The organism is Klebsiella sp. CN_Kp075 (assembly GCF_040065055.2).
Taxonomy (GTDB): domain Bacteria; phylum Pseudomonadota; class Gammaproteobacteria; order Enterobacterales; family Enterobacteriaceae; genus Klebsiella; species Klebsiella aerogenes.
The window spans coordinates 5,021,769-5,045,838 of the sequence record NZ_CM198050.1 but is presented as its reverse complement, the minus strand read 5'-3'; the positions used below and the strand labels follow the sequence as shown (position 1 = coordinate 5,045,838).

Annotated in this window: 22 protein-coding genes and 1 riboswitch; of the genes, 10 read left to right on the top strand and 12 right to left on the bottom strand. The window is 56.4% G+C overall.

The genetic code is table 11. The features are described 5' to 3' along the window. Positions 1-5: 5 nt before the first annotated feature. Both rpoC and dcuB read left to right on the top strand, forming a co-directional pair. On the top strand, positions 6-4,229 hold the full coding sequence (gene rpoC / locus ABLV78_RS23960) for a DNA-directed RNA polymerase subunit beta' (RefSeq protein WP_045397360.1): 4,224 nt from the start codon (positions 6-8) through the stop codon (positions 4,227-4,229). 397 nt (positions 4,230-4,626) lie between these two features. Continuing rightward, positions 4,627-5,967, top strand: coding sequence for an anaerobic C4-dicarboxylate transporter DcuB (gene dcuB, locus ABLV78_RS23955; RefSeq protein WP_045397357.1), 1,341 nt, complete (start codon positions 4,627-4,629; stop codon positions 5,965-5,967). A gap of 42 nt (positions 5,968-6,009) precedes the next feature. Here dcuB and ABLV78_RS23950 read toward each other — a convergent pair whose 3' ends face one another. The 10 genes from ABLV78_RS23950 to ABLV78_RS23905 all read right to left on the bottom strand — a co-directional run bounded on the left by ABLV78_RS23950 (position 6,010) and on the right by ABLV78_RS23905 (position 14,924). Continuing rightward, the gene (locus tag ABLV78_RS23950) at positions 6,010-6,327 is read right to left on the bottom strand and encodes a PTS lactose/cellobiose transporter subunit IIA (RefSeq protein WP_045397355.1); all 318 of its coding nucleotides are present in this window, start codon (positions 6,325-6,327) and stop codon (positions 6,010-6,012) included. Between the two features lie 3 nt (positions 6,328-6,330). Further along, positions 6,331-6,591 (bottom strand): PTS sugar transporter subunit IIB, encoded by a 261-nt coding sequence (locus ABLV78_RS23945; RefSeq protein ID WP_242436989.1) that lies wholly within the window; start codon positions 6,589-6,591, stop codon positions 6,331-6,333. Between the two features lie 220 nt (positions 6,592-6,811). Beyond that, on the bottom strand, positions 6,812-8,344 hold the full coding sequence (locus ABLV78_RS23940) for a sensor domain-containing diguanylate cyclase (protein WP_047047091.1): 1,533 nt from the start codon (positions 8,342-8,344) through the stop codon (positions 6,812-6,814). 451 nt (positions 8,345-8,795) lie between these two features. Then, positions 8,796-9,929 carry a 2-iminoacetate synthase ThiH gene (thiH, locus tag ABLV78_RS23935; protein ID WP_047067099.1) on the bottom strand — a complete coding sequence of 378 codons (1,134 nt, stop codon included), beginning with the start codon at positions 9,927-9,929 and terminating at the stop codon, positions 8,796-8,798. Next, entirely contained in the window at positions 9,926-10,696 is a 771-nt protein-coding gene (thiG, locus tag ABLV78_RS23930; protein ID WP_020079903.1) for a thiazole synthase, read from the bottom strand. Before thiG ends, thiH begins: the two co-directional genes overlap by 4 nt. A gap of 1 nt (position 10,697) precedes the next feature. After that, positions 10,698-10,901 (bottom strand): sulfur carrier protein ThiS, encoded by a 204-nt coding sequence (thiS, locus tag ABLV78_RS23925; protein WP_502221284.1) that lies wholly within the window; start codon positions 10,899-10,901, stop codon positions 10,698-10,700. Beyond that, complete coding sequence (locus tag ABLV78_RS23920; RefSeq protein ID WP_047047096.1) at positions 10,882-11,637, bottom strand: HesA/MoeB/ThiF family protein; 756 nt, start codon at positions 11,635-11,637, stop codon at positions 10,882-10,884. Before ABLV78_RS23920 ends, thiS begins: the two co-directional genes overlap by 20 nt. Further along, a complete protein-coding gene (gene thiE, locus ABLV78_RS23915; protein ID WP_047047100.1) occupies positions 11,630-12,265 on the bottom strand; it encodes a thiamine phosphate synthase in 636 nt (211 codons plus the stop codon). Before thiE ends, ABLV78_RS23920 begins: the two co-directional genes overlap by 8 nt. Beyond that, positions 12,265-14,160: a phosphomethylpyrimidine synthase ThiC gene (gene thiC, locus ABLV78_RS23910; RefSeq protein ID WP_045397333.1), complete on the bottom strand. Its 1,896-nt coding sequence runs from the start codon at positions 14,158-14,160 to the stop codon at positions 12,265-12,267. The genes thiE and thiC overlap by 1 nt, the downstream gene beginning before the upstream one ends. A gap of 89 nt (positions 14,161-14,249) precedes the next feature. Next, positions 14,250-14,374, bottom strand: a riboswitch (TPP riboswitch). A 52-nt stretch (positions 14,375-14,426) separates the two neighbouring features. Next, a complete protein-coding gene (locus ABLV78_RS23905) occupies positions 14,427-14,924 on the bottom strand; it encodes an Rsd/AlgQ family anti-sigma factor (RefSeq protein ID WP_045397331.1) in 498 nt (165 codons plus the stop codon). A 90-nt stretch (positions 14,925-15,014) separates the two neighbouring features. Between ABLV78_RS23905 and nudC the strand changes: the two genes are divergently transcribed. The 6 genes from nudC to ABLV78_RS23875 all read left to right on the top strand — a co-directional run bounded on the left by nudC (position 15,015) and on the right by ABLV78_RS23875 (position 19,374). Further along, positions 15,015-15,788, top strand: coding sequence for an NAD(+) diphosphatase (nudC, locus tag ABLV78_RS23900; protein ID WP_045397329.1), 774 nt, complete (start codon positions 15,015-15,017; stop codon positions 15,786-15,788). Between the two features lie 40 nt (positions 15,789-15,828). After that, complete coding sequence (hemE, locus tag ABLV78_RS23895; RefSeq protein WP_015704014.1) at positions 15,829-16,893, top strand: uroporphyrinogen decarboxylase; 1,065 nt, start codon at positions 15,829-15,831, stop codon at positions 16,891-16,893. 12 nt (positions 16,894-16,905) lie between these two features. Continuing rightward, positions 16,906-17,577 (top strand): deoxyribonuclease V, encoded by a 672-nt coding sequence (nfi, locus tag ABLV78_RS23890; protein ID WP_045413593.1) that lies wholly within the window; start codon positions 16,906-16,908, stop codon positions 17,575-17,577. A gap of 42 nt (positions 17,578-17,619) precedes the next feature. Next, positions 17,620-18,210, top strand: coding sequence for a YjaG family protein (locus ABLV78_RS23885; protein ID WP_045397326.1), 591 nt, complete (start codon positions 17,620-17,622; stop codon positions 18,208-18,210). A 186-nt stretch (positions 18,211-18,396) separates the two neighbouring features. Next, entirely contained in the window at positions 18,397-18,669 is a 273-nt protein-coding gene (gene hupA, locus ABLV78_RS23880) for a nucleoid-associated protein HU-alpha (protein WP_002884342.1), read from the top strand. A 12-nt stretch (positions 18,670-18,681) separates the two neighbouring features. After that, entirely contained in the window at positions 18,682-19,374 is a 693-nt protein-coding gene (locus tag ABLV78_RS23875) for a DUF1481 domain-containing protein (protein ID WP_045397364.1), read from the top strand. A gap of 3 nt (positions 19,375-19,377) precedes the next feature. Here the strand turns inward: ABLV78_RS23875 and zraP are convergent, their stop codons facing one another. Then, on the bottom strand, positions 19,378-19,815 hold the full coding sequence (zraP, locus tag ABLV78_RS23870) for a zinc resistance sensor/chaperone ZraP (RefSeq protein ID WP_032715417.1): 438 nt from the start codon (positions 19,813-19,815) through the stop codon (positions 19,378-19,380). Between the two features lie 260 nt (positions 19,816-20,075). Here zraP and zraS point away from each other — a divergent pair, with 260 nt between their 5' ends. Beyond that, positions 20,076-21,461: a two-component system sensor histidine kinase ZraS gene (zraS, locus tag ABLV78_RS23865; protein ID WP_047047104.1), complete on the top strand. Its 1,386-nt coding sequence runs from the start codon at positions 20,076-20,078 to the stop codon at positions 21,459-21,461. Then, a complete protein-coding gene (zraR, locus tag ABLV78_RS23860; protein WP_047047107.1) occupies positions 21,448-22,779 on the top strand; it encodes a sigma-54-dependent response regulator transcription factor ZraR in 1,332 nt (443 codons plus the stop codon). The genes zraS and zraR overlap by 14 nt, the downstream gene beginning before the upstream one ends. On the opposite strand, the gene purD is transcribed toward zraR, so the two are convergent. Then, positions 22,769-24,064 carry a phosphoribosylamine--glycine ligase gene (gene purD, locus ABLV78_RS23855; RefSeq protein ID WP_047047111.1) on the bottom strand — a complete coding sequence of 432 codons (1,296 nt, stop codon included), beginning with the start codon at positions 24,062-24,064 and terminating at the stop codon, positions 22,769-22,771. The genes zraR and purD overlap by 11 nt on opposite strands. Between the last annotated feature and the right edge of the window lie 6 nt (positions 24,065-24,070).

Below are 24,070 nucleotides of genomic sequence, written 5' to 3'. Positions count from 1 at the left end.
AATCCGTGAAAGACTTATTAAAGTTTCTGAAAGCGCAAACTAAAACCGAAGAGTTTGATGCGATCAAAATTGCTCTGGCATCGCCAGACATGATCCGTTCATGGTCTTTCGGTGAAGTTAAAAAGCCGGAAACCATTAACTACCGTACGTTCAAGCCAGAACGTGACGGTCTGTTCTGCGCTCGTATTTTCGGGCCAGTAAAAGACTATGAGTGCCTGTGCGGTAAGTACAAGCGCCTGAAACACCGTGGTGTTATCTGTGAGAAGTGCGGCGTTGAAGTGACCCAGACCAAAGTGCGTCGTGAGCGCATGGGCCACATCGAGCTGGCGTCTCCGACTGCCCACATCTGGTTCCTGAAGTCTCTGCCGTCCCGTATCGGTCTGCTGCTGGATATGCCGCTGCGTGATATCGAACGCGTACTGTACTTTGAATCTTATGTTGTTATCGAAGGTGGCATGACCAACCTCGAACGCAACCAGATTCTGACTGAAGAGCAGTACCTGGACGCGCTGGAAGAGTTCGGTGATGAATTCGACGCGAAGATGGGCGCCGAAGCTATTCAGGCCCTGCTGAAAAGCATGGACCTGGAGCAAGAGTGCGAGCAGCTGCGTGAAGAGCTGAACGAAACCAACTCCGAAACCAAGCGTAAAAAGCTGACCAAGCGCATTAAGCTGCTGGAAGCGTTCGTTCAATCTGGCAACAAGCCGGAGTGGATGATCCTGACCGTTCTGCCGGTTCTGCCGCCAGATCTGCGTCCGCTGGTTCCGCTGGATGGCGGTCGTTTTGCGACTTCTGACCTGAACGATCTGTATCGTCGCGTCATTAACCGTAACAACCGTCTGAAACGTCTGCTGGATCTGGCTGCGCCGGATATCATCGTACGCAACGAAAAACGTATGCTGCAGGAAGCGGTCGACGCCCTGCTGGATAACGGTCGTCGCGGTCGTGCGATCACCGGTTCTAATAAACGTCCTCTGAAATCTTTGGCCGATATGATCAAAGGTAAACAGGGTCGTTTCCGTCAGAACCTGCTCGGTAAGCGTGTTGACTACTCCGGTCGTTCTGTAATCACCGTAGGTCCATACCTGCGTCTGCATCAGTGCGGTCTGCCGAAGAAAATGGCGCTGGAGCTGTTCAAACCGTTCATCTACGGCAAGCTGGAACTGCGTGGCCTGGCCACCACCATCAAAGCCGCTAAGAAAATGGTTGAGCGCGAAGAAGCCGTCGTTTGGGATATCCTGGACGAAGTTATCCGCGAACACCCGGTACTGCTGAACCGTGCGCCAACACTGCACCGTTTGGGTATCCAGGCGTTCGAACCGGTTCTGATCGAAGGTAAAGCTATTCAGCTGCACCCGCTGGTTTGTGCGGCATATAACGCCGACTTCGATGGTGACCAGATGGCTGTTCACGTACCGCTGACGCTGGAAGCCCAGCTGGAAGCGCGTGCGCTGATGATGTCTACCAACAACATCCTGTCCCCGGCGAACGGCGAACCAATCATCGTTCCGTCTCAGGACGTTGTACTGGGTCTGTACTACATGACCCGTGACTGTGTTAACGCCAAAGGCGAAGGCATGGTGCTGACTGGCCCGAAAGAAGCGGAGCGTATTTATCGCGCCGGTCTGGCCTCTCTGCATGCGCGCGTTAAAGTGCGTATCACCGAATACGAAAAAGACGACAATGGTGAATTCGTCGCGAAGACCAGCCTGAAAGACACGACCATTGGCCGTGCCATTCTGTGGATGATCGTACCGAAAGGTCTGCCGTTCTCTATCGTGAACCAGGCGCTCGGTAAGAAAGCGATCTCCAAGATGCTGAACACCTGTTACCGTATTCTGGGTCTGAAACCGACCGTTATTTTTGCGGACCAGACGATGTACACCGGCTTTGCTTATGCAGCGCGTTCAGGTGCGTCCGTTGGTATCGATGACATGGTCATCCCGGAGAAAAAATACGAAATCATCAGCGAAGCGGAAGCTGAAGTTGCTGAGATTCAGGAACAGTTCCAGTCTGGTTTGGTTACTGCGGGCGAACGCTACAACAAAGTTATCGATATCTGGGCTGCGGCGAACGATCGTGTATCCAAAGCGATGATGGATAATCTGCAAACCGAAACCGTTATTAACCGTGACGGCCAAGAAGAACAGCAGGTTTCCTTCAACAGCATCTACATGATGGCCGACTCCGGTGCGCGTGGTTCTGCGGCACAGATTCGTCAGCTGGCTGGTATGCGTGGTCTGATGGCGAAGCCGGATGGCTCCATCATCGAAACGCCGATCACCGCGAACTTCCGTGAAGGTCTGAACGTACTCCAGTACTTCATCTCCACCCACGGTGCTCGTAAAGGTCTGGCGGATACCGCACTGAAGACAGCGAACTCCGGTTACCTGACTCGTCGTCTGGTTGACGTTGCGCAGGACCTGGTTGTTACTGAAGACGACTGTGGCACCCTGGAAGGCATCACCATGACGCCGGTTATCGAAGGTGGCGACGTTAAAGAGCCGCTGCGCGATCGCGTACTGGGTCGTGTGACTGCTGAAGACGTTCTGAAGCCGGGTACCGCGGACATTCTGGTTCCACGCAACACGCTGCTGCACGAGCACTGGTGTGACCTGCTGGAAGAGAACTCCGTTGACTCCGTCAAAGTTCGTTCCGTTGTATCCTGTGACACCGACTTTGGTGTATGTGCGCACTGCTACGGTCGTGACCTGGCGCGTGGCCACATCATCAACAAAGGTGAGGCTATCGGCGTTATCGCGGCACAGTCCATCGGTGAGCCGGGTACACAGCTGACGATGCGTACGTTCCACATCGGTGGTGCGGCATCTCGTGCGGCTGCTGAATCCAGCATCCAGGTGAAAAACAAAGGTAGCATCCGTCTGAGCAACGCGAAGTCGGTTGTGAACTCCAGCGGTAAACTGGTTATCACCTCTCGTAACACCGAACTGAAGCTGATCGACGAATTCGGTCGTACGAAAGAAAGCTATAAAGTGCCTTACGGTTCCGTTATGGCGAAAGGCGACGGCGAACAGGTTGCTGGCGGTGAAACCGTTGCAAACTGGGATCCGCATACCATGCCGGTTATCACCGAAGTGAGTGGTTTCGTCCGCTTCACTGACATGATCGACGGCCAGACCATTACTCGTCAGACCGACGAGCTGACCGGTCTGTCTTCGCTGGTGGTTCTGGATTCCGCAGAACGTACCTCCGGTGGTAAAGATCTGCGTCCGGCGCTGAAAATTGTTGATGCTCAGGGCAACGACGTTCTGATCCCAGGCACCGATATGCCTGCTCAGTACTTCCTGCCGGGTAAAGCGATTGTTCAGCTGGAAGATGGCGTACAGATCAGCTCTGGTGACACCCTGGCCCGTGTTCCGCAGGAATCTGGCGGTACCAAGGACATCACCGGTGGTCTGCCGCGCGTTGCGGATCTGTTCGAAGCACGTCGTCCGAAAGAGCCGGCAATCCTGGCTGAAATCAGCGGCATCATTTCCTTCGGTAAAGAAACCAAAGGGAAACGTCGTCTGGTTATCACCCCGGTAGACGGTAGCGAACCGTACGAAGAGATGATTCCGAAATGGCGTCAGCTGAACGTGTTCGAAGGTGAACGTGTAGAACGTGGTGACGTGGTTTCCGACGGTCCGGAAGCGCCGCACGACATTCTGCGTCTTCGTGGCGTACACGCGGTAACGCGTTACATCACCAACGAAGTGCAGGACGTTTATCGTCTGCAAGGCGTTAAGATTAACGATAAGCACATTGAAGTTATCGTTCGTCAGATGCTGCGTAAAGCGACCATCGAAAGTGCTGGTAGCTCCGACTTCCTCGAAGGCGAGCAGGTTGAATACTCCCGCGTTAAGATCGCTAACCGCGAGCTTGAAGCGAATGGCAAAGTTGCGGCAACCTATTCCCGCGACCTGCTGGGTATCACCAAAGCGTCTCTGGCAACCGAGTCCTTCATCTCCGCGGCCTCGTTCCAGGAGACCACTCGCGTGCTGACCGAAGCAGCCGTTGCGGGCAAACGCGACGAACTGCGCGGTCTGAAAGAGAACGTCATCGTGGGTCGTCTGATCCCGGCGGGTACCGGTTATGCGTACCACCAGGATCGTATGCGCCGTCGCGCAGCGGGCGAACAGCCAGCTGCGCCGCAGGTGAGCGTAGAAGAAGCGTCTGCCAACCTGGCAGAACTGCTGAACGCAGGCCTGGGCGGTTCTGACAACGATTAATCGTTGATGCGCTAAGCGCTTAAAAGCCAGTCAGGAAACCTGACTGGCTTTTTTATTACCTGTCGATTTATCTCACCTAAAATAAATTACATTTATTTAATGTAATTGCCGCAATTAATTAGCAAATTAAACATGCCTGGTAATTATCAATTTGCTATTTCTTTATGCCATCACTAATCGATGGATAAAAATTCTACATGTATCAAAAAATAAGCGACGTAAACGCTATATAGTCAAAACACTCAAAGAATCATGTGATTACTTTTCCCCATCCTTTTCGGTTTACCGCAACTGAGGGGTTCGCTGCGCCTGTTAAAAGGCAATGGAGGAGGTGAGCAAAAATAAAAATAAGGCGGAGAGTATTGTCGTTATTTAATGGATAGCTTCTGGGGGATACATGGAATTTGCTATACAGCTCATCATTATCTTAATTTGTCTGTTCTACGGCGCGAAAAAGGGTGGTATTGCGCTCGGCCTTTTAGGCGGCATTGGGTTAGTTATCTTAGTTTTTGTCTTTCATCTTAAACCGGGAAAGCCGCCGGTTGATGTCATGCTGGTGATTATCGCGGTGGTGGCCGCCTCGGCGACGCTACAGGCATCTGGCGGTTTAGACGTGATGCTGCAGATTGCCGAGAAGCTCCTGCGGCGCAATCCCAAATACGTTTCTATCGTCGCGCCATTCGTCACCTGTACGCTGACGATCCTGTGCGGTACCGGCCATGTGGTGTATACGATCCTGCCAATTATTTACGACGTGGCTATCAAAAATAATATTCGCCCGGAGCGGCCGATGGCGGCGAGCTCAATTGGCGCCCAGATGGGGATCATTGCCAGCCCGGTTTCGGTGGCGGTGGTCTCGCTGGTGGCGATGCTCGGGAATTTTACCTTTAACGGTAAGCACCTTGAGTTTCTCGATTTGCTGGCGATAACCATTCCGTCAACGCTGCTAGGGATCCTGGCGATTGGTATCTTCAGCTGGTTCCGCGGTAAAGATCTTGATAAAGACGAGACCTTCCAGGCGTTTATTGCGATACCGGAAAACCGTCATTATGTTTATGGCGACACGGCCACGCTATTGGATAAAAAGCTGCCGACCAGCAACTGGATTGCGATGTGGATCTTCCTTGCCTCAATTGCCGTGGTGGCGCTGCTTGGCGCGTTTTCTGAATTGCGTCCGGCGTTCGACGGAAAGCCTCTCTCTATGGTTCTGGTGATCCAGATGTTCATGCTGCTCTCCGGGGCGCTCATCATTATTATTACCAAAACCAATCCGGCTTCGATTTCTAAAAATGAGGTTTTCCGCTCGGGGATGATCGCTATCGTCGCGGTGTATGGTATCGCGTGGATGGCGGAAACCATGTTCGGCGCGCATATGACCGAGATTAAAGGTGTACTCGGAGAAATGGTGAAGGAGTACCCGTGGGCCTACGCTATCGTGCTGTTATTGGTATCGAAGTTTGTCAACTCTCAGGCGGCGGCGCTGGCGGCGATTGTCCCGGTGGCGCTGGCGATCGGCGTTGACCCGGCCTATATCGTCGCTTCCGCGCCCGCCTGCTATGGCTATTACATCCTGCCGACTTACCCAAGCGATCTGGCGGCGATTCAGTTTGACCGTTCAGGCACAACCCATATTGGCCGCTTTGTCATTAACCATAGCTTTATCCTGCCAGGATTAATTGGCGTGAGCGTTTCTTGCGTCTTCGGCTGGGTGTTCGCGGCGATGTACGGTTTTCTGTAAGTGAGACAGGCGCCGCTGGCGGCGCCTGCTAGCTCATTGGGATTATTGTGCGGGCGGCAGGCGGCGATACAGTTCGATCATATCGGTCGCTAAATCCTGAATCACCATCGCGTTCATCAGATGATCCTGGGAGTGCACGGTAATCAGGTTCACCGGCAGCTTGCCGCTGCCTTCATCCATGCCGATAAGCTGGGTCTGGATTTTATGCGCATGCTTTACAAATTCGTGGGAGTCGGCCATAGCCTGCTCGGCGGCGGCGAAATCCCCTTTACGCGCCTGCTGCAGGGCAGTGAGGGCAGAACTGCGCGCGGAGCCGGCGTTGACCAGCAGCTCCATGATAATCGTCTCTAAATCTTCCATGCCTTACTCCATCAGCTTCAGGGCTTTATCAAGAACGGCATCGCCTTTCATCATGCCGTAATCCATCATATCGATAACGGCGACCTTTTTACCAACCGGGTCGGCTAGCGCCTGTAGTTTTGCCTGTTCATACTTCACCTGTGGGCCGAGCAGGATAATATCCGCCGTGGCCAGGTTATCTTTGAACTCCGCTACCGGCACGGCTTTAATAGACACTTCGACGCCTTTCTTCTGCGCGGCGTCTTTCATACGTTGCACCAGCATGCTGGTGGACATTCCTGCGGCACAGCATAAAACGATATTCTTCATTGTTTCATCGCCCTTATGTATGTTCCTTGATATACCATCTTTATCGCGGGCGGCGGCGTGGCACAACCGCTTCACCATGATTGTGTGTAAAACATCACAAAAAATGAAACCGGTTTCAATTTTGCAGCGGCAGAGATAAAAAAGCCCGCAAAAGCGGGCTATCAGAGGGTTACGCTCAGGCGCGAACGATTCGGTTCTTGCCCTGCTGTTTGGCCTTATACAACGCTTCATCCACGCTAACGACCAGTTTTTCCAGCGGCTCCATATTCCACTCTCCGAGGCCGGCGCTAAAGGTGACGGTTAATCCTTCTTCGCGCCAGGTTCGGCTGGCAACGTTAAGGCGCCAGCTCTCCAGAATGGTGAGCGCGTTGTCGATATGTTCGGCAGGGAAGATTACGGCAAACTCTTCGCCGCCGTAGCGGTAAAGCGAGATCTCCTGAGGCTGCAGGATCTGTAACCCTTCACGCGCGACGTTGCGCAGCACGATGTCGCCATTGAGATGGCCCCAGGTATCATTAATCGATTTGAAGTTGTCGATATCGACCAACGCGAGGGCGAAAGGCTGGTGATCGTTCATCAGCGCGGCGATATCGCTGTCGAAGGCGCGGCGGTTTTTGCAGCCGGTCAGGGCATCGATGGTGGCCTGGCGGACATAGGTGAGCTCACGCTGTTTATTGCTCTCGATCGCTTTGCTGAGCATGGCTTCCAGCCGCGGCGCGCGTTTGACGTCGCCGGTCTTGATGGCGTTAATGATGTTCATCAGTACGGTACGCGAAGCGTGACGCAGATAAAGCCCGAACAGAACAATGACGATAGCGGCAAGAGCGAAGCCCCAGGCGACAATATCGGTTTCATAGCGCGTCAGGTCGTCAAGGGTGGCATCGGTAACGCGGAAAATAACGAACCAGTCAGGATTGGTAAAGGAATAGTAGTAGTACCAGGCCTTATGCTCCTCATCATAAAGCTGGCCTTCCGCACTGGTCATTTTGTCCATGAGTTCCGCGCTAATGTAGGTTTTAAATAGCGCGCCGGTATCGGGATGGATCACCACTTTGCCGTCGCGTTGCACGACAAAAAACTCGCCCTGCACCGGTGAGACAATCTGCCGTAACGCGTAGCCCATCGACGTTAGATCCATATGAAACGCCAGGCTACCTTTGAGCCGCCCCTGCGGCGAAATGACAGGCCGGTAGACGGTGACGGTAGGATGGTGAGTGAAGTAGTCAAGGTAAGGAGTGGTATAGAGACTGAAGGTACTGGCTTCCGCCTGGCGAATAAACCAGGGACGCGTTTTAGGATCAAACGAGCGGCTCTCATCGCCTTCCATCACCTCGGGAGCGCGCAGATAATGGCCGAGAGTATCGGCAAGCGAAATGGAGGAGACCGTCGGCATCAGCTCCTGCAAACGCATCAGATCGTCCAGACCCTTTTGCGGATTGACATTTACGGCGATATTGAGCGCATCGTCGCGGGCGAAGTATTTCGTCGCGCGCGCCAGAATGTAGTCATTCTCGCGCAGCAGAGATTCGGTGTAGTTCACCGCAAGATTATGGGTAAAGTTGCGGTTAATATGATGATAATCTTCGAGAAAATTTTTCTTCTGCGTCGCGGTAACAAAGATTGCGATCAGTAAAAAGCTGAGCAAAATCCCCGCAAAGCCCACTACGATCGGCGTAGTAAAAGAAAGCTTTCTGTTGTGGCGTGCCATAAGTTGTTAATCGTCCAGAATCAATATACCCGTCATACTTCAAGTTGCATGTGCGTTGGCAATAACTCGGCCCATCCTTGGGCCTCGCCTTTACGGGGCCAGCGCAAGCGCTGTTCAAAACGGCTAGCCGTTTTGTTCTGCAACTCGAATTATTTAGGGTATAAACCGTGGGTTTAGACGCAGGTTAAGCCAGCATGCCTGCTTAGCGAATCAGGTAACTATCGCTAAATTATAACGCTGAGTGCGCTCAGCATCGTGATTAATATTCGATAGTAATATGTTTGCGGCAGTGCGGACGGTAGAGGCAGGGCGAAGAGAGGAAAGAAAAACTCGCCCTGGTCAGCGTCCGCTGCTGACCCTGGCAGAATAGAAAAATGGCGGCAGTTGGGCGAGCCTCCGTTTTCCATCTCTCGTGCAGGCACGCAAAATAATCAGCGGCTTGCATCATACTTCATGATGATTGCGAGGCGCGTCCCAGCCAGCTATCCCAGTCTTTCCATACCGGCTGTAGGCCACGGGCGGCCAGCGCGCTGGCAACCTCTTCAGGGCGGCGATCGTCGTGGGGAGCAAATTGCTCAAGTTCCGGATGATCGTCGGCGTAGCCGCCGGGTTGGGTTTTGGAGAACGCGCTGACGTTGTTAATCGCCAGCGGGATCACCCGGTCGCGGAACCACGGTGATTCACGGGTCGAGAGCGACAGCTCAACCTCCGGCGCCAGCAGGCGGAAGGCGCAAATGGTCTGCACCAGCTGACGCTCGTCCATCAGCGAAGCTGGCGTAATACCGCCGGCGCAAGGGCGTAAACGCGGAAAGGAGATAGAGTAGCGGCTGCGCCAGTAGCGCTGCTGTAGCCATAACAGATGCTCGGCGACCATAAAGCAGTCCACTCGCCAGCTGTCGGAAAGGCCAATGAGCGCGCCGAGGCCGATCTTATCGATCCCCGCTTCGCCTAAACGATCCGGTGTATCAAGGCGCCAGAAGAAATCCTGCTTTTTACCCTTCAGATGGTGCTGGGCATACATACTTTCATGGTAGGTCTCCTGATAGACCATCACCCCATCGAGCCCCAGGGTTTTCAGTTCGGCATATTCTTCGGTCGCCAGCGGCTGTACCTCCATGTGCAGCGAGGCAAACTGGCGGCGAATGGCTGGCAGGTGCTGGCGGAAATAATCCATTCCGACCTTACTCTGATGTTCGCCGGTGACCAGCAGGAGATGTTCAAAGCCTAAATTGCGGATTGCGGCGCATTCGCGGGCAATCTCCGCTTCATCCAGCGTCTTGCGCTTGATGCGGTTACTCATTGAGAAGCCGCAGTAGGTACAGTCGTTGGCGCACAGGTTGGACAAATACAAAGGTACGTAAAAGCTGACGGTGTTGCCGAAGCGCTGCCGGGTGAGGCGCTGCGCGCGCTGGGCCAGCGGTTCAAGATAATCGGCCGCGGCAGGTGAGAGCAGGGCCATCATGTCATCGCGGGTGAGTTGTTTTGCCGCCAGCGCCCGTTCGACGTCGGCGGCGGTTTTGCTGTTGATACGCAGGCGGATGTCATCCCACTCCAGCTGCCGCCAGCGATCGCTGAAAGTTTTCATGCCAATGCCTCCAGAAAGCCGGTCAGCGGGCTGGTGGCCTGCGCCTGAGTACTGCGCGCCCCCGGTCCGGCCTGACGCGCCAGTAATCCGGCATCGACCGCCATGCGGAAGGCGCGAGCCATGGCGACAGGATCGTCGGCGACGGCAATGGCGGTGTTGACCAGTACCGCATCAGCGCCCATTTCCAGCGCCTGCGCCGCGTGGCTCGGCACGCCAATTCCGGCATCAACCACCACCGGTACCGTCGCCTGTTCGATAATAATCTCCAGCATGGCCCTGGTTTCCAGCCCCTGATTGGAGCCTATCGGCGCGCCCAGCGGCATCACCGCCGCGCAGCCAGCCTCTTCCAGCCGTTTGCACAGGACCGGGTCGGCGCCGCAATAGGGCAAGACGACAAACCCTTCGCGCACCAGTAGCTCCGCCGCCTTCAGGGTTTCAATGGGGTCAGGCAGCAGCCAGCGGGCGTCCGGGTGGATCTCCAGTTTCAGCCAGTGGGTACCTAAGGCTTCCCGCGCCAGGCGGGCGGCAAAAACCGCTTCTTCCGCCGTCTTGGCGCCTGAGGTATTCGGCAGCAGGTTAACGCCCGCCGCCAGCAGCGGCGCGAGAATCGCGTCATTATGCTGGCGTAAATCGACGCGCTTCATCGCTAGCGTCACCAGCTGACTTCCCGAGGCGCGAATCGCCTCGACCATTACCTCCGGGGCGGCGAATTTGCCGGTTCCGGTAAAAAGGTGGGATTCAAATGTCTTATCAGCAATACGTAACATGTCAGCCTCCGGCGATAACCTGAAAAAGCAGGACCCGATCGCCTTCCTGCAAGAGATGATCTTCCCACCGTTCGCGCGGCAGGATGTGTTGATTGAGCGCCAGCGCAACGCCCGGCTGGAGCTGTTCCAGTTGGCTGAGCAGGGCGCTTACGCTGAGGTTGTCTGCGCACTCCAGCGGTTCGTCGTTAAACCAGACTTGCATCATGTCCTCCGCAAACCGGACAGCCCCGGGCCTTTTGCAGCGCAAGGTTGCGCCAGTTGCTGGTGCGGGCGTCAAACAGCCGTAGCGTGTTGCGCGGCGTCACCATGCCGCTAAGGAGCTTAATGGCTTCCAGCGCCTGCAGCGTCCCCATCATGCCGACGACCGGGCCGACGATCCCCGCGGTACGACAGTTACGCTGTGGTTCGGCGGTGTCCGGCCACAGGCAGCGGTAGCAGCCCTGCGCCCAGGGCGGCGTCAGCACCATCAACTGGCCGCCGAAGCCGACGGCGCTGGCGGTTACCAGCGGCGTCTCAAGGGCGACGCAGGCGGCGTTAATCGCCTGGCGGGCAATCATGTTATCGGTACAGTCCAGCACCACGTCGGCTTTTGCCACTTCGGCGCGCAGCGCCTCGCCGCTTAATCGCTGCTGTAGCGCCACGAGGCGGATTTGCGGATTGAGTTGGTTGAGCCGCGTCTTTGCCGCCGCGGCTTTTGGCTGGTCGATATCGTCGCTGGTGAACAGAATTTGCCGCTGCAGGTTGCTGAGATGTACCGCGTCGTCATCGGCCAGGGTCAGCGTCCCGACGCCGGCCCCCGCCAGATATAGCGCCGCCGGCGAACCTAAGCCGCCCAGGCCGATAATCAGCGCCCGGCTGGCTAACAGTTTCTGCTGTCCCTCGATGGCGATATCTTCCAGCAATAGCTGGCGGCTATAGCGCATGAAGTCGTGATCATTCATCGCCTGCTCCCGCCAGTGCTAACAGTTGTGCTGTGGCAGCCCGCCAGTCTGTTGCCTGGGTAATGGCGCTGACGACCGCGATGCTGCCGACGCCGGTCGCCAGTACGCCCGGCGCTTTTTCCAGACTGATGCCGCCTATCGCTACCGTCGGATAATCGGCCAGACGATGAATATGCCCGGCAAGCTGTTCGAGGCCCTGCGGCGCCGAAGGCATCTGTTTGGTTTGTGTCGGGAAGACGTGGCCCAGCGCGATGTAGGAAGGGCGCGCCGCCAGCGCGAGGTCAATTTCCATGTCGTCGTGAGTGGAGACGCCAAGGCGCAGTCTGGCTTTACGGATGGCGCTCAGATCGGTGGTTTCCAGGTCCTCTTGACCCAGATGTACGCCGTACGCCCGGTGCTTAATCGCCAGTTGCCAGTAATCATTGATAAACAGCCGTGCGTGATAGCGGCGGCCAAGTGCGATGGCGGCGATGACATCATCCTCTACGTCGCTGTCGCGCTGGTCCTTGATCCGTAACTGAATGGTGCGCACGCCGGCTTCCAGCAGGCGCTCAATCCACGCCACGCTATCGACAACCGGATAAAGCCCGAGACGAAACGGTACGGGCGGAAAGTCAGGCTGGTACATCAGGCATTTTCCTTTTTCAGGTAGATTTCACCGCCGCGGGCGCGGAAGTTATTTGACATATCGGCCATGCCGGCCTCGATACTTTGCTTCGCGGCGTAGTCGCGGACCTCCTGGGTGATTTTCATCGAACAGAATTTTGGCCCGCACATGGAGCAGAAGTGGGCGACTTTGCCGGACTCCTGCGGCAGGGTTTCATCGTGATAGGCCCGCGCGGTAAAGGGATCGAGCGCGAGGTTGAACTGGTCTTCCCAGCGGAATTCGAAACGCGCTTTGGACATCGCGTTGTCGCGGATCTGCGCCCCGGGGTGGCCTTTAGCGAGGTCGGCGGCGTGGGCGGCGATTTTGTAGGTAATGAGTCCCTGTTTCACATCCTCTTTGTTGGGCAAGCCGAGATGTTCTTTTGGCGTGACGTAGCACAGCATGGCGCAGCCAAACCAGCCAATCATTGCCGCGCCGATACCGGAAGTGAAATGGTCATAGCCCGGTGCGATGTCGGTGGTGAGCGGCCCCAGCGTGTAGAACGGCGCTTCGTGGCAGTGCTCCAGTTCTTCGGTCATATTGCGGCGAATCATCTGCATCGGCACGTGGCCGGGGCCTTCAATCATCACCTGAACGTCATACTCCCAGGCGATTTTAGTCAGCTCGCCCAGCGTATGCAGCTCGGCGAACTGCGCCTCGTCGTTGGCATCCTGAATCGAGCCGGGGCGCAGACCATCGCCGAGGGACAGCGACACGTCATAGGCGGCGCAGATTTCACAGATTTCGCGGAAGTGCTGGTAGAGGAAGTTTTCCTGATGATGCGACAGGCACCACTTGGCCATGATAGAACCGCCGCGCGAGACGATACCGGTCAACCGCTTCGCGGTCATCGGCACATAGCGCAGCAGCACCCCGGCATGAATCGTGAAGTAGTCGACGCCCTGTTCGGCCTGTTCCAGCAGGGTATCGCGGAAGGCTTCCCAGGTCAGGTTCTCGGCAATGCCGTTAACTTTCTCCAGCGCCTGGTAAATCGGGACGGTACCAATCGGCACCGGGCTGTTGCGCAGGATCCATTCGCGGGTCTCGTGGATATAGCGGCCGGTGGAGAGGTCCATTACCGTGTCGGCGCCCCAGCGGGTTGACCAGACCAGCTTCTCGACCTCTTCCTCGATGGAAGAGGTCACCGCCGAGTTGCCGATATTGGCATTCACTTTCACCAGGAAGTTGCGGCCGATAATCATCGGTTCGGATTCCGGGTGATTGATATTGGCCGGGATGATGGCTCGCCCGGCAGCGACTTCATCGCGGACGAACTCGGCGGTAATGTTGTCCGGCAGGCGGGCGCCAAAGCCTTCTCCGGCATGCTGCTGGCGCAGCACCTCGCTGCGGATACGCTCGCGGCCCATGTTTTCGCGAATGGCGATGAATTCCATCTCCGGGGTGACGATCCCCTGGCGGGCGTAGTGTAGTTGCGTTACGCATTTGCCGGCGACGGCGCGTTTAGGCGTCAGCAGGCCGCCGAAGCGCAGTTCATCGAGGCCATCGTCGGCCAGCCGCGCTTTAGTGTATGCCGAGCTGCGTTCGCTGAGCGGCGCGCAGTCGTTACGTGCGTCGATCCACCGCTGGCGTAGTTTTGTCAGACCCTGGCGGACATCGATGTTGATCTCCGGGTCGCCGTAAGGCCCGGAGGTGTCGTACACCGGTATTGGTTCGTTGGCTTCGTATTGGGGGTTATCGTTATCACCGCCGATGAGCGTCGGGCTGAGCTGGATTTCACGCATCGGGACGCGGATATCAGCCTGTGAGCCTTGAATGTAGATACGGCGTGAATTGGGAAAAGCGGTACCTTCCAGCGTATCAATGAATCGCTGCGCGTGTTCGCGTTGTTCCCGGCGGGTCAGTTTGGTAGTAGACATAGCGCATTCCAGTTACAAAAAAAGGAGATGGCTTGTCAGACGACGGATGGAGTAACAGATGCGACCAACCCGTAACGGGCAGGTGCGACCAGCAGTTTACTCTTGTTCCCTTCGCAGGTATTAGCCTGATCAGGTTCCGCGGATCCCGAATAAACGGTCTCAGCCTTTTCCACTTCAGCTTTCGTGTGGAAAATAGGCACTCCGACAAGATGAAATCCCTCCGCAGAGGGATAATGTATGTAAATTACTCGTTAACGGTTCACAACTCAAGCGGTCGGCGCGATATTGTCGCCAACGCTGTCTTTCCGATCGTGAGCGACGACCAGCGCCAGCAGCTTGTCCTCAAGCGCGAAGCGCGCCTCCAGCGACTCGCCGATATCCGACAGCGCCTGCTGAAATTCGAGATAGTTATCATGATCGATGGCGTTTTCGAGGCAGGTATCGTAGTAGTCCATCATCTGCTGGGTATTGGCTTCCAGCTGCGGGTAGATTTTGGTGGCGGCTAAAAGAGGGGTACTCCCTTCCATTTCTCCGATAATACGTTCATAAATATTAAAATGACCGGATGAGAGGTAATCCACCAGGCTTTGGCAAAAGTCATCCAGCGCCTTTTCATTAAGCCGCATAAAGGACTCTTTGCCGGGTTTCAGGCCAACCAGGTTGTAGTAAGCCACGAGCAAATGCTTACGCACAAGCAGCCAGCGATCGACCAGTTTGTTATTGCCTCCAACACGTTCCGTCAGGTTTTCCAGCTGGTTTAACATGATTGACTCCGCAAGATTAAAAATAACGTTGCTCAGCAAATGTAAATATAATGTTAAAAGTGCCAGTAAAACGAAGGTAGCGCAATAGATATGGATCGTATTATTGAAAAATTAGATCGCGGCTGGTGGATCGTCAGTCACGAACAAAAATTATGGCTTCCCGCAGGGGAATTACCACATGGCGAAGCGGTAAATTTTGATCTTGTCGGTGAACGCGCGCTACATCTCGGCGAGTGGCAAGGCGAAGCGGTGTGGCTGGTGCGTCAGGATCGTCGCCATGATATGGGATCGCTGCGCCAGGTGTTGGATCAGGATCCTGGGCTTTTCCAGTTAGCAGGGCGCGGGATCCAGTTGGCCGAGTTTTATCGATCGCATAAATTCTGCGGCTACTGCGGCCACCCGATGCATGTCAGTAAAACCGAGTGGGCGATGCTCTGCGGCCACTGCCGCGAGCGCTATTATCCGCAAATTGCCCCCTGCATTATCGTCGCCATTCGTCGCGACGATTCGATCCTACTGGCTCAGCATACCCGTCATCGTAATGGTGTCCATACCGTGTTGGCCGGGTTTGTCGAAGTGGGCGAAACCCTTGAGCAGGCGGTCGCACGCGAAGTCATGGAAGAGAGCGGCATTAAGGTGAAAAACCTACGCTATGTGACCTCCCAGCCGTGGCCTTTCCCGCAATCACTGATGACCGCCTTTATGGCTGAATATGATAGCGGCGATATTGTCGTGGATAAAAAAGAGCTGCTGAGCGCAGAGTGGTATCGCTATGACGACTTGCCGCTACTGCCGCCGCCGGGCACCGTGGCGCGACGCCTGATCGAAGATACGGTGGCGATGTGTCGGGCAGAGTACGAGTGACATGTTACACTGGGCGCATCAACGCTAAAGGAATGTAAAAATGACCGAACTGAAAAACGATCGTTACCTGCGTGCGCTGCTGCGCCAGCCGGTTGATGTCACCCCGGTGTGGATGATGCGCCAGGCAGGCCGCTATCTCCCGGAATACAAAGCCACCCGCGCGCAAGCGGGCGATTTCATGTCGCTGTGTAAAAATGCCGAGCTGGCCTGCGAAGTGACGCTACAGCCGCTGCGCCGTTACCCGCTGGATGCGGCGATCCTCTTTTCGGACATCCTGACGATTCCGGACGCGATGGGGCTGGGACTGTACTTTGAAGCTGGCGAAGGCCCGCGCTTCACCTCGCCGGTGAAATGCAAAGCCGACGTCGACAAGTTGCCGGTGCCGGACCCGGAACAAGAATTAGGCTACGTGATGAACGCCGTGCGCACCATTCGCCGTGAACTGAAAGGCGAAGTGCCGCTGATTGGTTTTTCCGGCAGCCCATGGACGCTGGCGACCTACATGGTTGAAGGCGGCAGCAGCAAAGCCTTTACCGTCATCAAAAAGATGATGTACGCCGAACCGCAGGCGCTGCACGCGCTGCTGGACAAGCTGGCGAAAAGCGTCACCCTGTATCTGAACGCGCAGATCAAAGCGGGCGCGCAGTCGGTGATGATTTTCGACACCTGGGGCGGCGTGTTGACCGGCCGCGACTATCAGCAGTTCTCGCTCTACTACATGCATAAAATCGTCGATGGCCTGCTGCGGGAAAACGAAGGTCGTCGCGTACCGGTGACGCTGTTCACCAAAGGCGGCGGACAATGGCTGGAAGCGATGGCGGAGACCGGCTGCGATGCGCTGGGTCTCGACTGGACTACCGATATTGCCGACGCTCGCCGTCGCGTAGGCCACAAAGTGGCGCTGCAGGGCAATATGGACCCGTCGATGCTTTATGCACCTGCCGCCCGTATTGAAGACGAAGTGGCGAACATTCTCGCCGGCTTCGGCCAGGGCGAAGGCCATGTCTTTAACCTTGGTCACGGCATCCATCAGGACGTCGACCCACAGCATGCAGGAGTCTTTGTTGAGGCGGTGCATCGTCTCTCCGCGCAATATCACCAATAGGAGATAAGCATGATGGATTTAGCTGCGCTGCGAACCCAACAGCAATCTTTAGCCGCGTCGGTAGAACGTGCGGACCGATTGGATCGCGATCCGCCGGTACTGATCGGCGGCGCCGATGTGGGGTTTGAGCAGGAAGGGGAAATTACCCGCGCTGCGATGGTGCTGCTAACTTATCCGGGGCTTGAGCTGGTGGAGTATCAGGTGGCGCGCGTCGCCACCACGATGCCGTACATCCCCGGCTTTCTCTCCTTTCGCGAGACGCCCGCGCTGCTGGCGGCGTGGCAACAGCTATCGCAAAAGCCCGATCTGTTGTTCGTCGACGGCCACGGTATTTCACATCCCCGGCGGCTTGGCGTCGCCAGCCATTTTGGCCTGATGGTTGATGTGCCAACGATTGGCGTAGCGAAAAAACGCTTATGCGGGAAGTTTGAACCGCTCGGCGCCGAGCCCGGCGCGCTGGCGCCATTAATCGACAAGGGCGATCAGCTGGCCTGGGTCTGGCGCAGCAAAGCACGCTGCAACCCACTGTTTATCAGTACCGGCCACCGCGTGGGTATGGATAGCGCGTTAATGTGGGTGGAACGCTGCATGCAGGGCTACCGGCTACCCGAACCCACGCGTTGGGCCGATGCCGTGGCATCCCGTCGGCCTTCCTTTGTGCGTTGGCAAGCAAATCACGGCTGATTCAGGTACACTGCGCCTAATTTCTGACTTCGAGAATTCATCATGTTACAAAACCCGATTCATCTGCGCCTGGAGAAACTGGAGAGCTGGCAGCACGTCACCTTTATGGCCTGCCTGTGCGAGCGTATGTACCCCAACTACGCCATGTTCTGCAAGCAAACCGAGTTTGGCGACGGCCAGTTATATCGTCGTATCCTTGACCTGATCTGGGAAACGCTGACGGTAAAAGATGCGAAGGTGAATTTCGATAGTCAGCTGGAAAAGCTGGAAGAGGCGATTCCGTCCGCGGATGACTACGACATGTACGGCGTCTATCCGGCTATCGATGCCTGCGTCGCGCTGAGCGAATTAATCCACTCACGCCTGAGCGGTGAAACGCTGGAGCATGCTATCGAGGTCAGTAAGACTTCCATTACTACCGTCGCGATGCTGGAAATGACCCAGGAAGGTCGCGAAATGACCGATGAAGAGCTCAAAGCTAACCCGGCGGTAGAACAAGAATGGGACATTCAGTGGGAGATTTTCCGCCTGTTGGCCGACTGCGAAGAACGCGACATTGAACTGATTAAAGGGCTGCGCGCAGACCTGCGAGAGGCCGGCGAAAGCAATATTGGTATAAATTTTCAGCAATGAGACCACAAAACGTGATTTACCGCCTGAATTGTAGCGTCTGAAGACTTCCATTCCGCCCCCTGTCTGGTCTACATTTGGGGGGCGAAAAAAAGTGGCTATCGGTGCGTGTATGCAGGAGAGTGCTTTTCTGGCATTTCCGTCGCACTCGATGCTTAGCAAGCGATAAACACATTGTAAGGATAACTTATGAACAAGACTCAACTGATTGATGTAATTGCGGACAAAGCTGACCTGTCTAAAGCACAGGCAAAAGCTGCCCTGGAATCCACCCTGGCTGCAATTACCGAGTCTCTGAAAGAAGGTGATGCTGTTCAACTGGTTGGTTTCGGTACCTTCAAAGTGAACCACCGTGCTGAGCGTACTGGCCGCAACCCGCAGACCGGTAAAGAAATCAAAATCGCTGCAGCTAACGTGCCAGCATTTGTTTCTGGCAAAGCGCTGAAAGACGCAGTCAAGTAAGACCGCGTGGCAGTGTCCAGTTTTAACGAAGGGGCTTTTAAGCCCCTTTTGTCTAACTGGCGTCGCACGCTGACGCTGGCAGGCGCGCTATTGCTCACTGCCTGCAGTCACGATTCTTCTCTTCCTCCTTTCACCGCCAGCGGCTACGCCGATAACCAGGGCGCGATGCGCATCTGGCGCAAAGATGCCGGCGATGAAGTTCACCTGCTTGCCGCTTTTAGTCCATGGCACCGCGGCGACACCTCAACCAGCGAGTACCGCTGGCAGGATGGCCAGCTAACGCTTATTGAGCTCAACGTGTACGGCAAACCGCCGGAACATATTCGCGCCCGCTTTGACGCCCAGGGCGAGCTGAGTTTTATGCAGCGTGAAGTAGATGGTGAAAAACAGCAGCTTTCAAACGACCAGGTCGCGCTGTACCGCTATCGGGCGCAGCAAATCCGCGAAACCAGCGACGCCTTGCGTCAAGGACGAGTGGTATTACGCCAGGGGCGCTGGCATGCCGATCGTACCGTGACCACCTGTGAAGGCCAGACCGTGAAGCCTGACCTTGATGAGCGGGCATTAGCGCATATTGAACGCCGCCAGAATCACTCCTCCGTAGAGGTGAGCGTGGCGTGGCTGGAAGCACCGGAAGGCTCGCAACTGCTGCTGGTGGCTAATGAAAACTTCTGTACCTGGCAGCCGAACGAAAAATCGTTCTGAGTTTTACCAGTGGTTCATGCCCATATGACCACCGCCATTACCGCGGCAGCCGCCGTAACCCATACCCGCGCCGCGAGGAACGCCTGCTTCCGCAAGGGCGATATCAAATTTTACCCGCTGCTGATCCAGCTGCTGGCTTAATGTTTCCATTTCCTTCGCCACGGCCTCAATTTTTCCGCTTTCTGGTTTTGGCGCAGTAAGCAGCGCATTGTACTCGTAGCGTTTGGACTGTAACTGCTGGCGCAGGGCGCTGGTTTGCGCATAGTAATTGTCATGTAGCTTCTGCACGGTCGCTTGCTGTTCCTGGGTGAGCTGGCTGTAACCCTGCGCGCCCATCCCGTTGTTATAACCCCAGTGATGTCCGGCCCAGGCCGCGTGACTGCCAAAGGTCAGTGCGGCAAGCGCCACGAGGACGAGAGATAAAGTCGGTTTCCGTTTCATAGCGTGATCTCCTGTGTGGTTTCCCTCGGTATTGCATCTTCCATGCCAGCCTGAAAAAGCGCGTGAATACAGGCCTGCCCGCGGCGAACATTATCCTGGCGAGTAAAAATGACCCGTTCTGGCTGGGGCCTGCGAGTCATTTTTACTCGCTAAATCACCGGCGATATGTCTGAGGACAGGTTTCACGGTGTGGAAAAATGGCATGATTCCTGCTAATGGATCCTGGTGATAGCGAATAAGGACACGATAAGGACCCGCCCATGCCGCGCATTACCTCATTTTCCCGGGACACCCTGAGCTGGTTACTGACCGGCACGGTTGTCCTGTTGGTTATTCTGTTTTCCGCGATGATTGTCCGCGATTATGGCCGGGAAACCGCCACCGCCCGGCAAACCATCGAAGAAAAAGGGGAGGTGCTGATCCGCGCGCTGGAGTCCGGCACGCGTGTCGGCATGGGGATGCGAATGCATCACGCGCAGCTGCAGGCGCTGCTGGAGGAGATGGCCTGGCAGCCCGGTGTGCTGTGGTTCGCGGTGACCGATGAAAACGGTAAAATTATCGCCCACAGCGATCCGCAGCAGGTGGATAAGGCGCTGTACAGTCCCGCGCAAATGCGTGAACTCAAGGTTGGCGAGCAGGAGCGCTGGCGCCGGCTTGCCGAGCCGCAACCGGCGCTGGAAATTTATCGCCAGTTTCGCCCGCTCAACCCTGCTCGTGGTCACCATATGGGCATGATGAAGCGCTGCAACAGCGCGCTGGCTCAGCCCAATGTTCCACAGGTGATATTTATCGCCTTTGATAGCCGCGAGCTGGATGCGGCGCAGGCTCGCGGCTTGCGTAATATGATGATCATGCTGGCGGCCGCGGCGCTGGTCATCGTCGCGACGATCCTCGCTCAGTTCTGGTTCCGCCGCTACCGTCTCTCACGCCAGCAGCTTCAGGAGGCGATGGCCCGCAAAGAAAAACTGCTGGCTCTTGGGCATCTGGCGGCGGGAGTCGCGCATGAGATCCGCAATCCGCTTTCTTCGATTAAAGGACTGGCGAAGTATTTTGCCGAGCGTACGCCGCCGGGCGGCGAGGCGCAGGAGTTAGCGCTGGTGATGGCCAAAGAGGCCGATCGCCTGAACCGGGTCGTCAGCGAGCTGCTGGAGCTGGTTCGTCCAGCCCATTTAAACTACCAGCCCGTCGATATCAACGCGCTTATCCACCACTCATTGCAGCTGGTAAGCCAGGATGCGCAGAGTCGCGGGATCGCGCTGCAATTTACTCCGCGCCCTGAATTAACCTCGATTAAAGCCGACCCCGACCGTCTGAACCAGGTGCTGTTGAATCTGTATCTGAACGCGATGCAGGCTATTGGCCGCGGCGGCGTCATTCACGTATCGGCAAGCGAAGCCGATCGGCAACGTGTGAAAATTGTCGTCAAGGATAGCGGTAAGGGGATGAGCGATGAAGAACTGCAGGCCATCTTTACCCCTTATTTCACCACCAAGGCGGACGGCACGGGGCTGGGGCTGGCGGTAGTACAGAATATTATCGAACAACATGGCGGGACAATCCGCGCCGAAAGTCAGCCGGGGGCCGGAGCGGTATTTACGCTTTGGTTACCGGTGGATGCTCAACGGAGGGAAGATGAGCAGCGATAAAATACAGATTCTGGTCGTCGATGATGACGTTAGCCACTGCACGATTTTGCAGGCGCTGCTGCGTGGCTGGGGCTATCAAGTGGCGTTAGCCCACAACGGCCTGCAGGCGCTGGAACAGATCCATCGGCAGGTCTTCGACCTGGTGCTATGCGATATCCGCATGGCGGAGATGGACGGTATCGCGACATTAAAAGAGATCAAAGCCTATAACCCGGCGATTCCGGTATTAATCATGACGGCGTTCTCCAGCGTCGGCACGGCGGTTGAGGCTATTAAGTCCGGCGCGTTGGATTATCTGGTCAAGCCGCTGGATTTTGACACTCTACAGCAGACGCTGGTCCAGGCGCTGGCGCATACCCGGCAGAGTGAAGGCGATTCCAGCGCCGCGACGGATTCGCAATGGGGCATGATTGGCGATAGCCCGGCAATGCAGGCGCTTATCAACAATATTACGCTGGTGGCGCCCTCGGATGCGACGGTGCTGATCTGCGGCGAATCGGGAACCGGTAAAGAACTGGTGGCGCGCGCCATCCACGCTTGCAGCGAGCGCCGCGAGAAGCCGCTGGTGACGCTAAACTGCGCGGCGCTCAATGAGTCGCTGCTGGAGTCCGAGCTGTTCGGTCATGAAAAAGGGGCTTTTACCGGCGCGGAGCGGCGACGGGAAGGGCGTTTTGTCGAGGCGGATGGCGGCACGCTGTTTCTTGATGAAATTGGCGATATCTCGCCGCTGATGCAGGTGCGTCTGCTGCGGGCGATTCAGGAACGCGAAGTGCAGCGCGTTGGCAGTAATCAGACGCTTTCTGTCGATGTGCGGCTAATTGCCGCCACCCATCGTAATCTGGCGGAGGAGGTGAGCGCCGGGCGCTTTCGCCAGGATCTCTATTATCGCCTGAACGTCGTAACCATTGATATGCCGCCGCTGCGTCAGCGGCGTGAAGATATTCCACCGCTGGCGCAGCACTTTCTTAAGCGCTATGCCGAACGCAATCGTAAAACGGTGCAGGGATTTACGCCGCAGGCGATGGACCTGTTGATTCACTACGGCTGGCCGGGGAATATCCGCGAACTGGAAAATGCGGTGGAGCGGGCGGTGGTGCTACTGACCGGAGAATACATTTCCGAGCGTGAACTGCCGTTGGCGATAGCGGGTACGACGCTGCCGGTTACTGGCAACGATGAGGCGTTGATTCAGCCGTTAGTGGAAGTCGAAAAAGAAGTCATACTGTCGGCGCTGGAAAAAACGGGCGGCAACAAAACTGAAGCCGCCCGTCAGTTAGGCATTACGCGTAAAACGCTGCTGGCAAAACTCAGCCGTTAGTTTTTTCACGCGCGATGGCGCGCCAGCCGATATCGTTACGGCTGAAGCTGCCGTTCCAGCGAATATCGGTCAGCAGTTCATAGGCGCGCTGTTGCGCCTGCGCCACGGTGTCACCCAGCGCGGTTACGCACAGCACGCGTCCGCCGTTGGTGACTACGCGCTGGTCGTCAGACAGCCTGGTGCCGGCGTGGAAGACTTTACCGTCTACAGCTTCCTGCTGCGGCAGACCGTGGATCTCATCGCCCGTGTTGTAGTTGCCCGGATAGCCGCCGGCGGCCACCACAACGCCCAGCGAGGCGCGGTCATCCCACTCGGAAGTTTTCTCGTCCAGCTTGCCCGCGCAGGCGGCGAGGCACAGCTCTACCAGATCGGATTTCATGCGCAGCATGATCGGCTGAGTTTCCGGATCGCCAAAGCGGCAGTTGAACTCAATAACCTTCGGGTTGCCCTGCTTATCGATCATCAAACCGGCATACAGGAAACCGGTATAGGTGTTGCCTTCAGCGGCCATACCTTTAACTGTTGGCCAGATAATCCGCTCCATGGTGCGCTGATGGACTTCATCGGTCACTACCGGCGCCGGGGAGTAAGCGCCCATACCGCCGGTGTTCGGGCCGGTATCGCCGTTGCCGACGCGCTTGTGATCCTGGCTGGTGGCCATCGGCAGGACATGCTCGCCGTCGACCATGACAATAAAGCTGGCTTCTTCGCCATCGAGGAACTCCTCAATCACGATGCGGTGGCCTGCATCGCCGAAAGCGTTACCGGCCAGCATATCTTTCACCGCCGCTTCGGCTTCCTCAAGGGTCATCGCCACGATAACGCCTTTACCCGCCGCCAGACCGTCGGCTTTGATGACGATCGGCGCGCCTTTCTCGCGCAGGTAAGCCAGCGCAGGCTCAACTTCGGTGAAATTCTGGTATTCCGCCGTCGGGATATGATGACGAGCGAGGAAATCTTTGGTGAAGGCTTTTGAACCTTCCAGCTGCGCGGCGCCTTCGGTTGGCCCGAAGATGGCGAGCCCTGCGGCACGAAACGCGTCCACTACGCCAATGACCAGCGGCGCTTCCGGGCCAACGATCGTCAGGTCGATTTTTTCATCCTGCGCGAAACGTAGCAGCGCCGGAATATCGGTAACGCCGATAGCGACGTTTTGCAGCGCCGGCTCCAGCGCGGTGCCCGCGTTGCCCGGCGCGACGTAGACGGTATCAACCAGCGGCGATTGGGCCGCTTTCCAGGCCAGCGCGTGTTCGCGCCCGCCGTTGCCGATTACTAATACTTTCATCTGCTG

What these genes read in the sequence shown, in the direction of transcription:
- ABLV78_RS23920 (WP_047047096.1), bottom strand. Translation starts at nt 11,637, where the DNA reads ATGAATGATCACGACTTCATGCGCTATAGCCGCCAGCTATTGCTGGAA.
- ABLV78_RS23945 (WP_242436989.1), bottom strand. Translation starts at nt 6,591, where the DNA reads ATGCTGGTGCAACGTATGAAAGACGCCGCGCAGAAGAAAGGCGTCGAA.
- ABLV78_RS23905 (WP_045397331.1), bottom strand. Translation starts at nt 14,924, where the DNA reads ATGTTAAACCAGCTGGAAAACCTGACGGAACGTGTTGGAGGCAATAAC.
- thiS (WP_502221284.1), bottom strand. Translation starts at nt 10,901, where the DNA reads ATGATGCAAGTCTGGTTTAACGACGAACCGCTGGAGTGCGCAGACAAC.
- hupA (WP_002884342.1), top strand. Translation starts at nt 18,397, where the DNA reads ATGAACAAGACTCAACTGATTGATGTAATTGCGGACAAAGCTGACCTG.
- ABLV78_RS23950 (WP_045397355.1), bottom strand. Translation starts at nt 6,327, where the DNA reads ATGGAAGATTTAGAGACGATTATCATGGAGCTGCTGGTCAACGCCGGC.
- thiG (WP_020079903.1), bottom strand. Translation starts at nt 10,696, where the DNA reads ATGTTACGTATTGCTGATAAGACATTTGAATCCCACCTTTTTACCGGA.
- zraR (WP_047047107.1), top strand. Translation starts at nt 21,448, where the DNA reads ATGAGCAGCGATAAAATACAGATTCTGGTCGTCGATGATGACGTTAGC.
- purD (WP_047047111.1), bottom strand. Translation starts at nt 24,064, where the DNA reads ATGAAAGTATTAGTAATCGGCAACGGCGGGCGCGAACACGCGCTGGCC.
- nudC (WP_045397329.1), top strand. Translation starts at nt 15,015, where the DNA reads ATGGATCGTATTATTGAAAAATTAGATCGCGGCTGGTGGATCGTCAGT.
- zraP (WP_032715417.1), bottom strand. Translation starts at nt 19,815, where the DNA reads ATGAAACGGAAACCGACTTTATCTCTCGTCCTCGTGGCGCTTGCCGCA.
- hemE (WP_015704014.1), top strand. Translation starts at nt 15,829, where the DNA reads ATGACCGAACTGAAAAACGATCGTTACCTGCGTGCGCTGCTGCGCCAG.
- thiH (WP_047067099.1), bottom strand. Translation starts at nt 9,929, where the DNA reads ATGAAAACTTTCAGCGATCGCTGGCGGCAGCTGGAGTGGGATGACATC.
- ABLV78_RS23885 (WP_045397326.1), top strand. Translation starts at nt 17,620, where the DNA reads ATGTTACAAAACCCGATTCATCTGCGCCTGGAGAAACTGGAGAGCTGG.
- zraS (WP_047047104.1), top strand. Translation starts at nt 20,076, where the DNA reads ATGCCGCGCATTACCTCATTTTCCCGGGACACCCTGAGCTGGTTACTG.
- ABLV78_RS23940 (WP_047047091.1), bottom strand. Translation starts at nt 8,344, where the DNA reads ATGGCACGCCACAACAGAAAGCTTTCTTTTACTACGCCGATCGTAGTG.
- dcuB (WP_045397357.1), top strand. Translation starts at nt 4,627, where the DNA reads ATGGAATTTGCTATACAGCTCATCATTATCTTAATTTGTCTGTTCTAC.
- nfi (WP_045413593.1), top strand. Translation starts at nt 16,906, where the DNA reads ATGGATTTAGCTGCGCTGCGAACCCAACAGCAATCTTTAGCCGCGTCG.
- thiE (WP_047047100.1), bottom strand. Translation starts at nt 12,265, where the DNA reads ATGTACCAGCCTGACTTTCCGCCCGTACCGTTTCGTCTCGGGCTTTAT.
- thiC (WP_045397333.1), bottom strand. Translation starts at nt 14,160, where the DNA reads ATGTCTACTACCAAACTGACCCGCCGGGAACAACGCGAACACGCGCAG.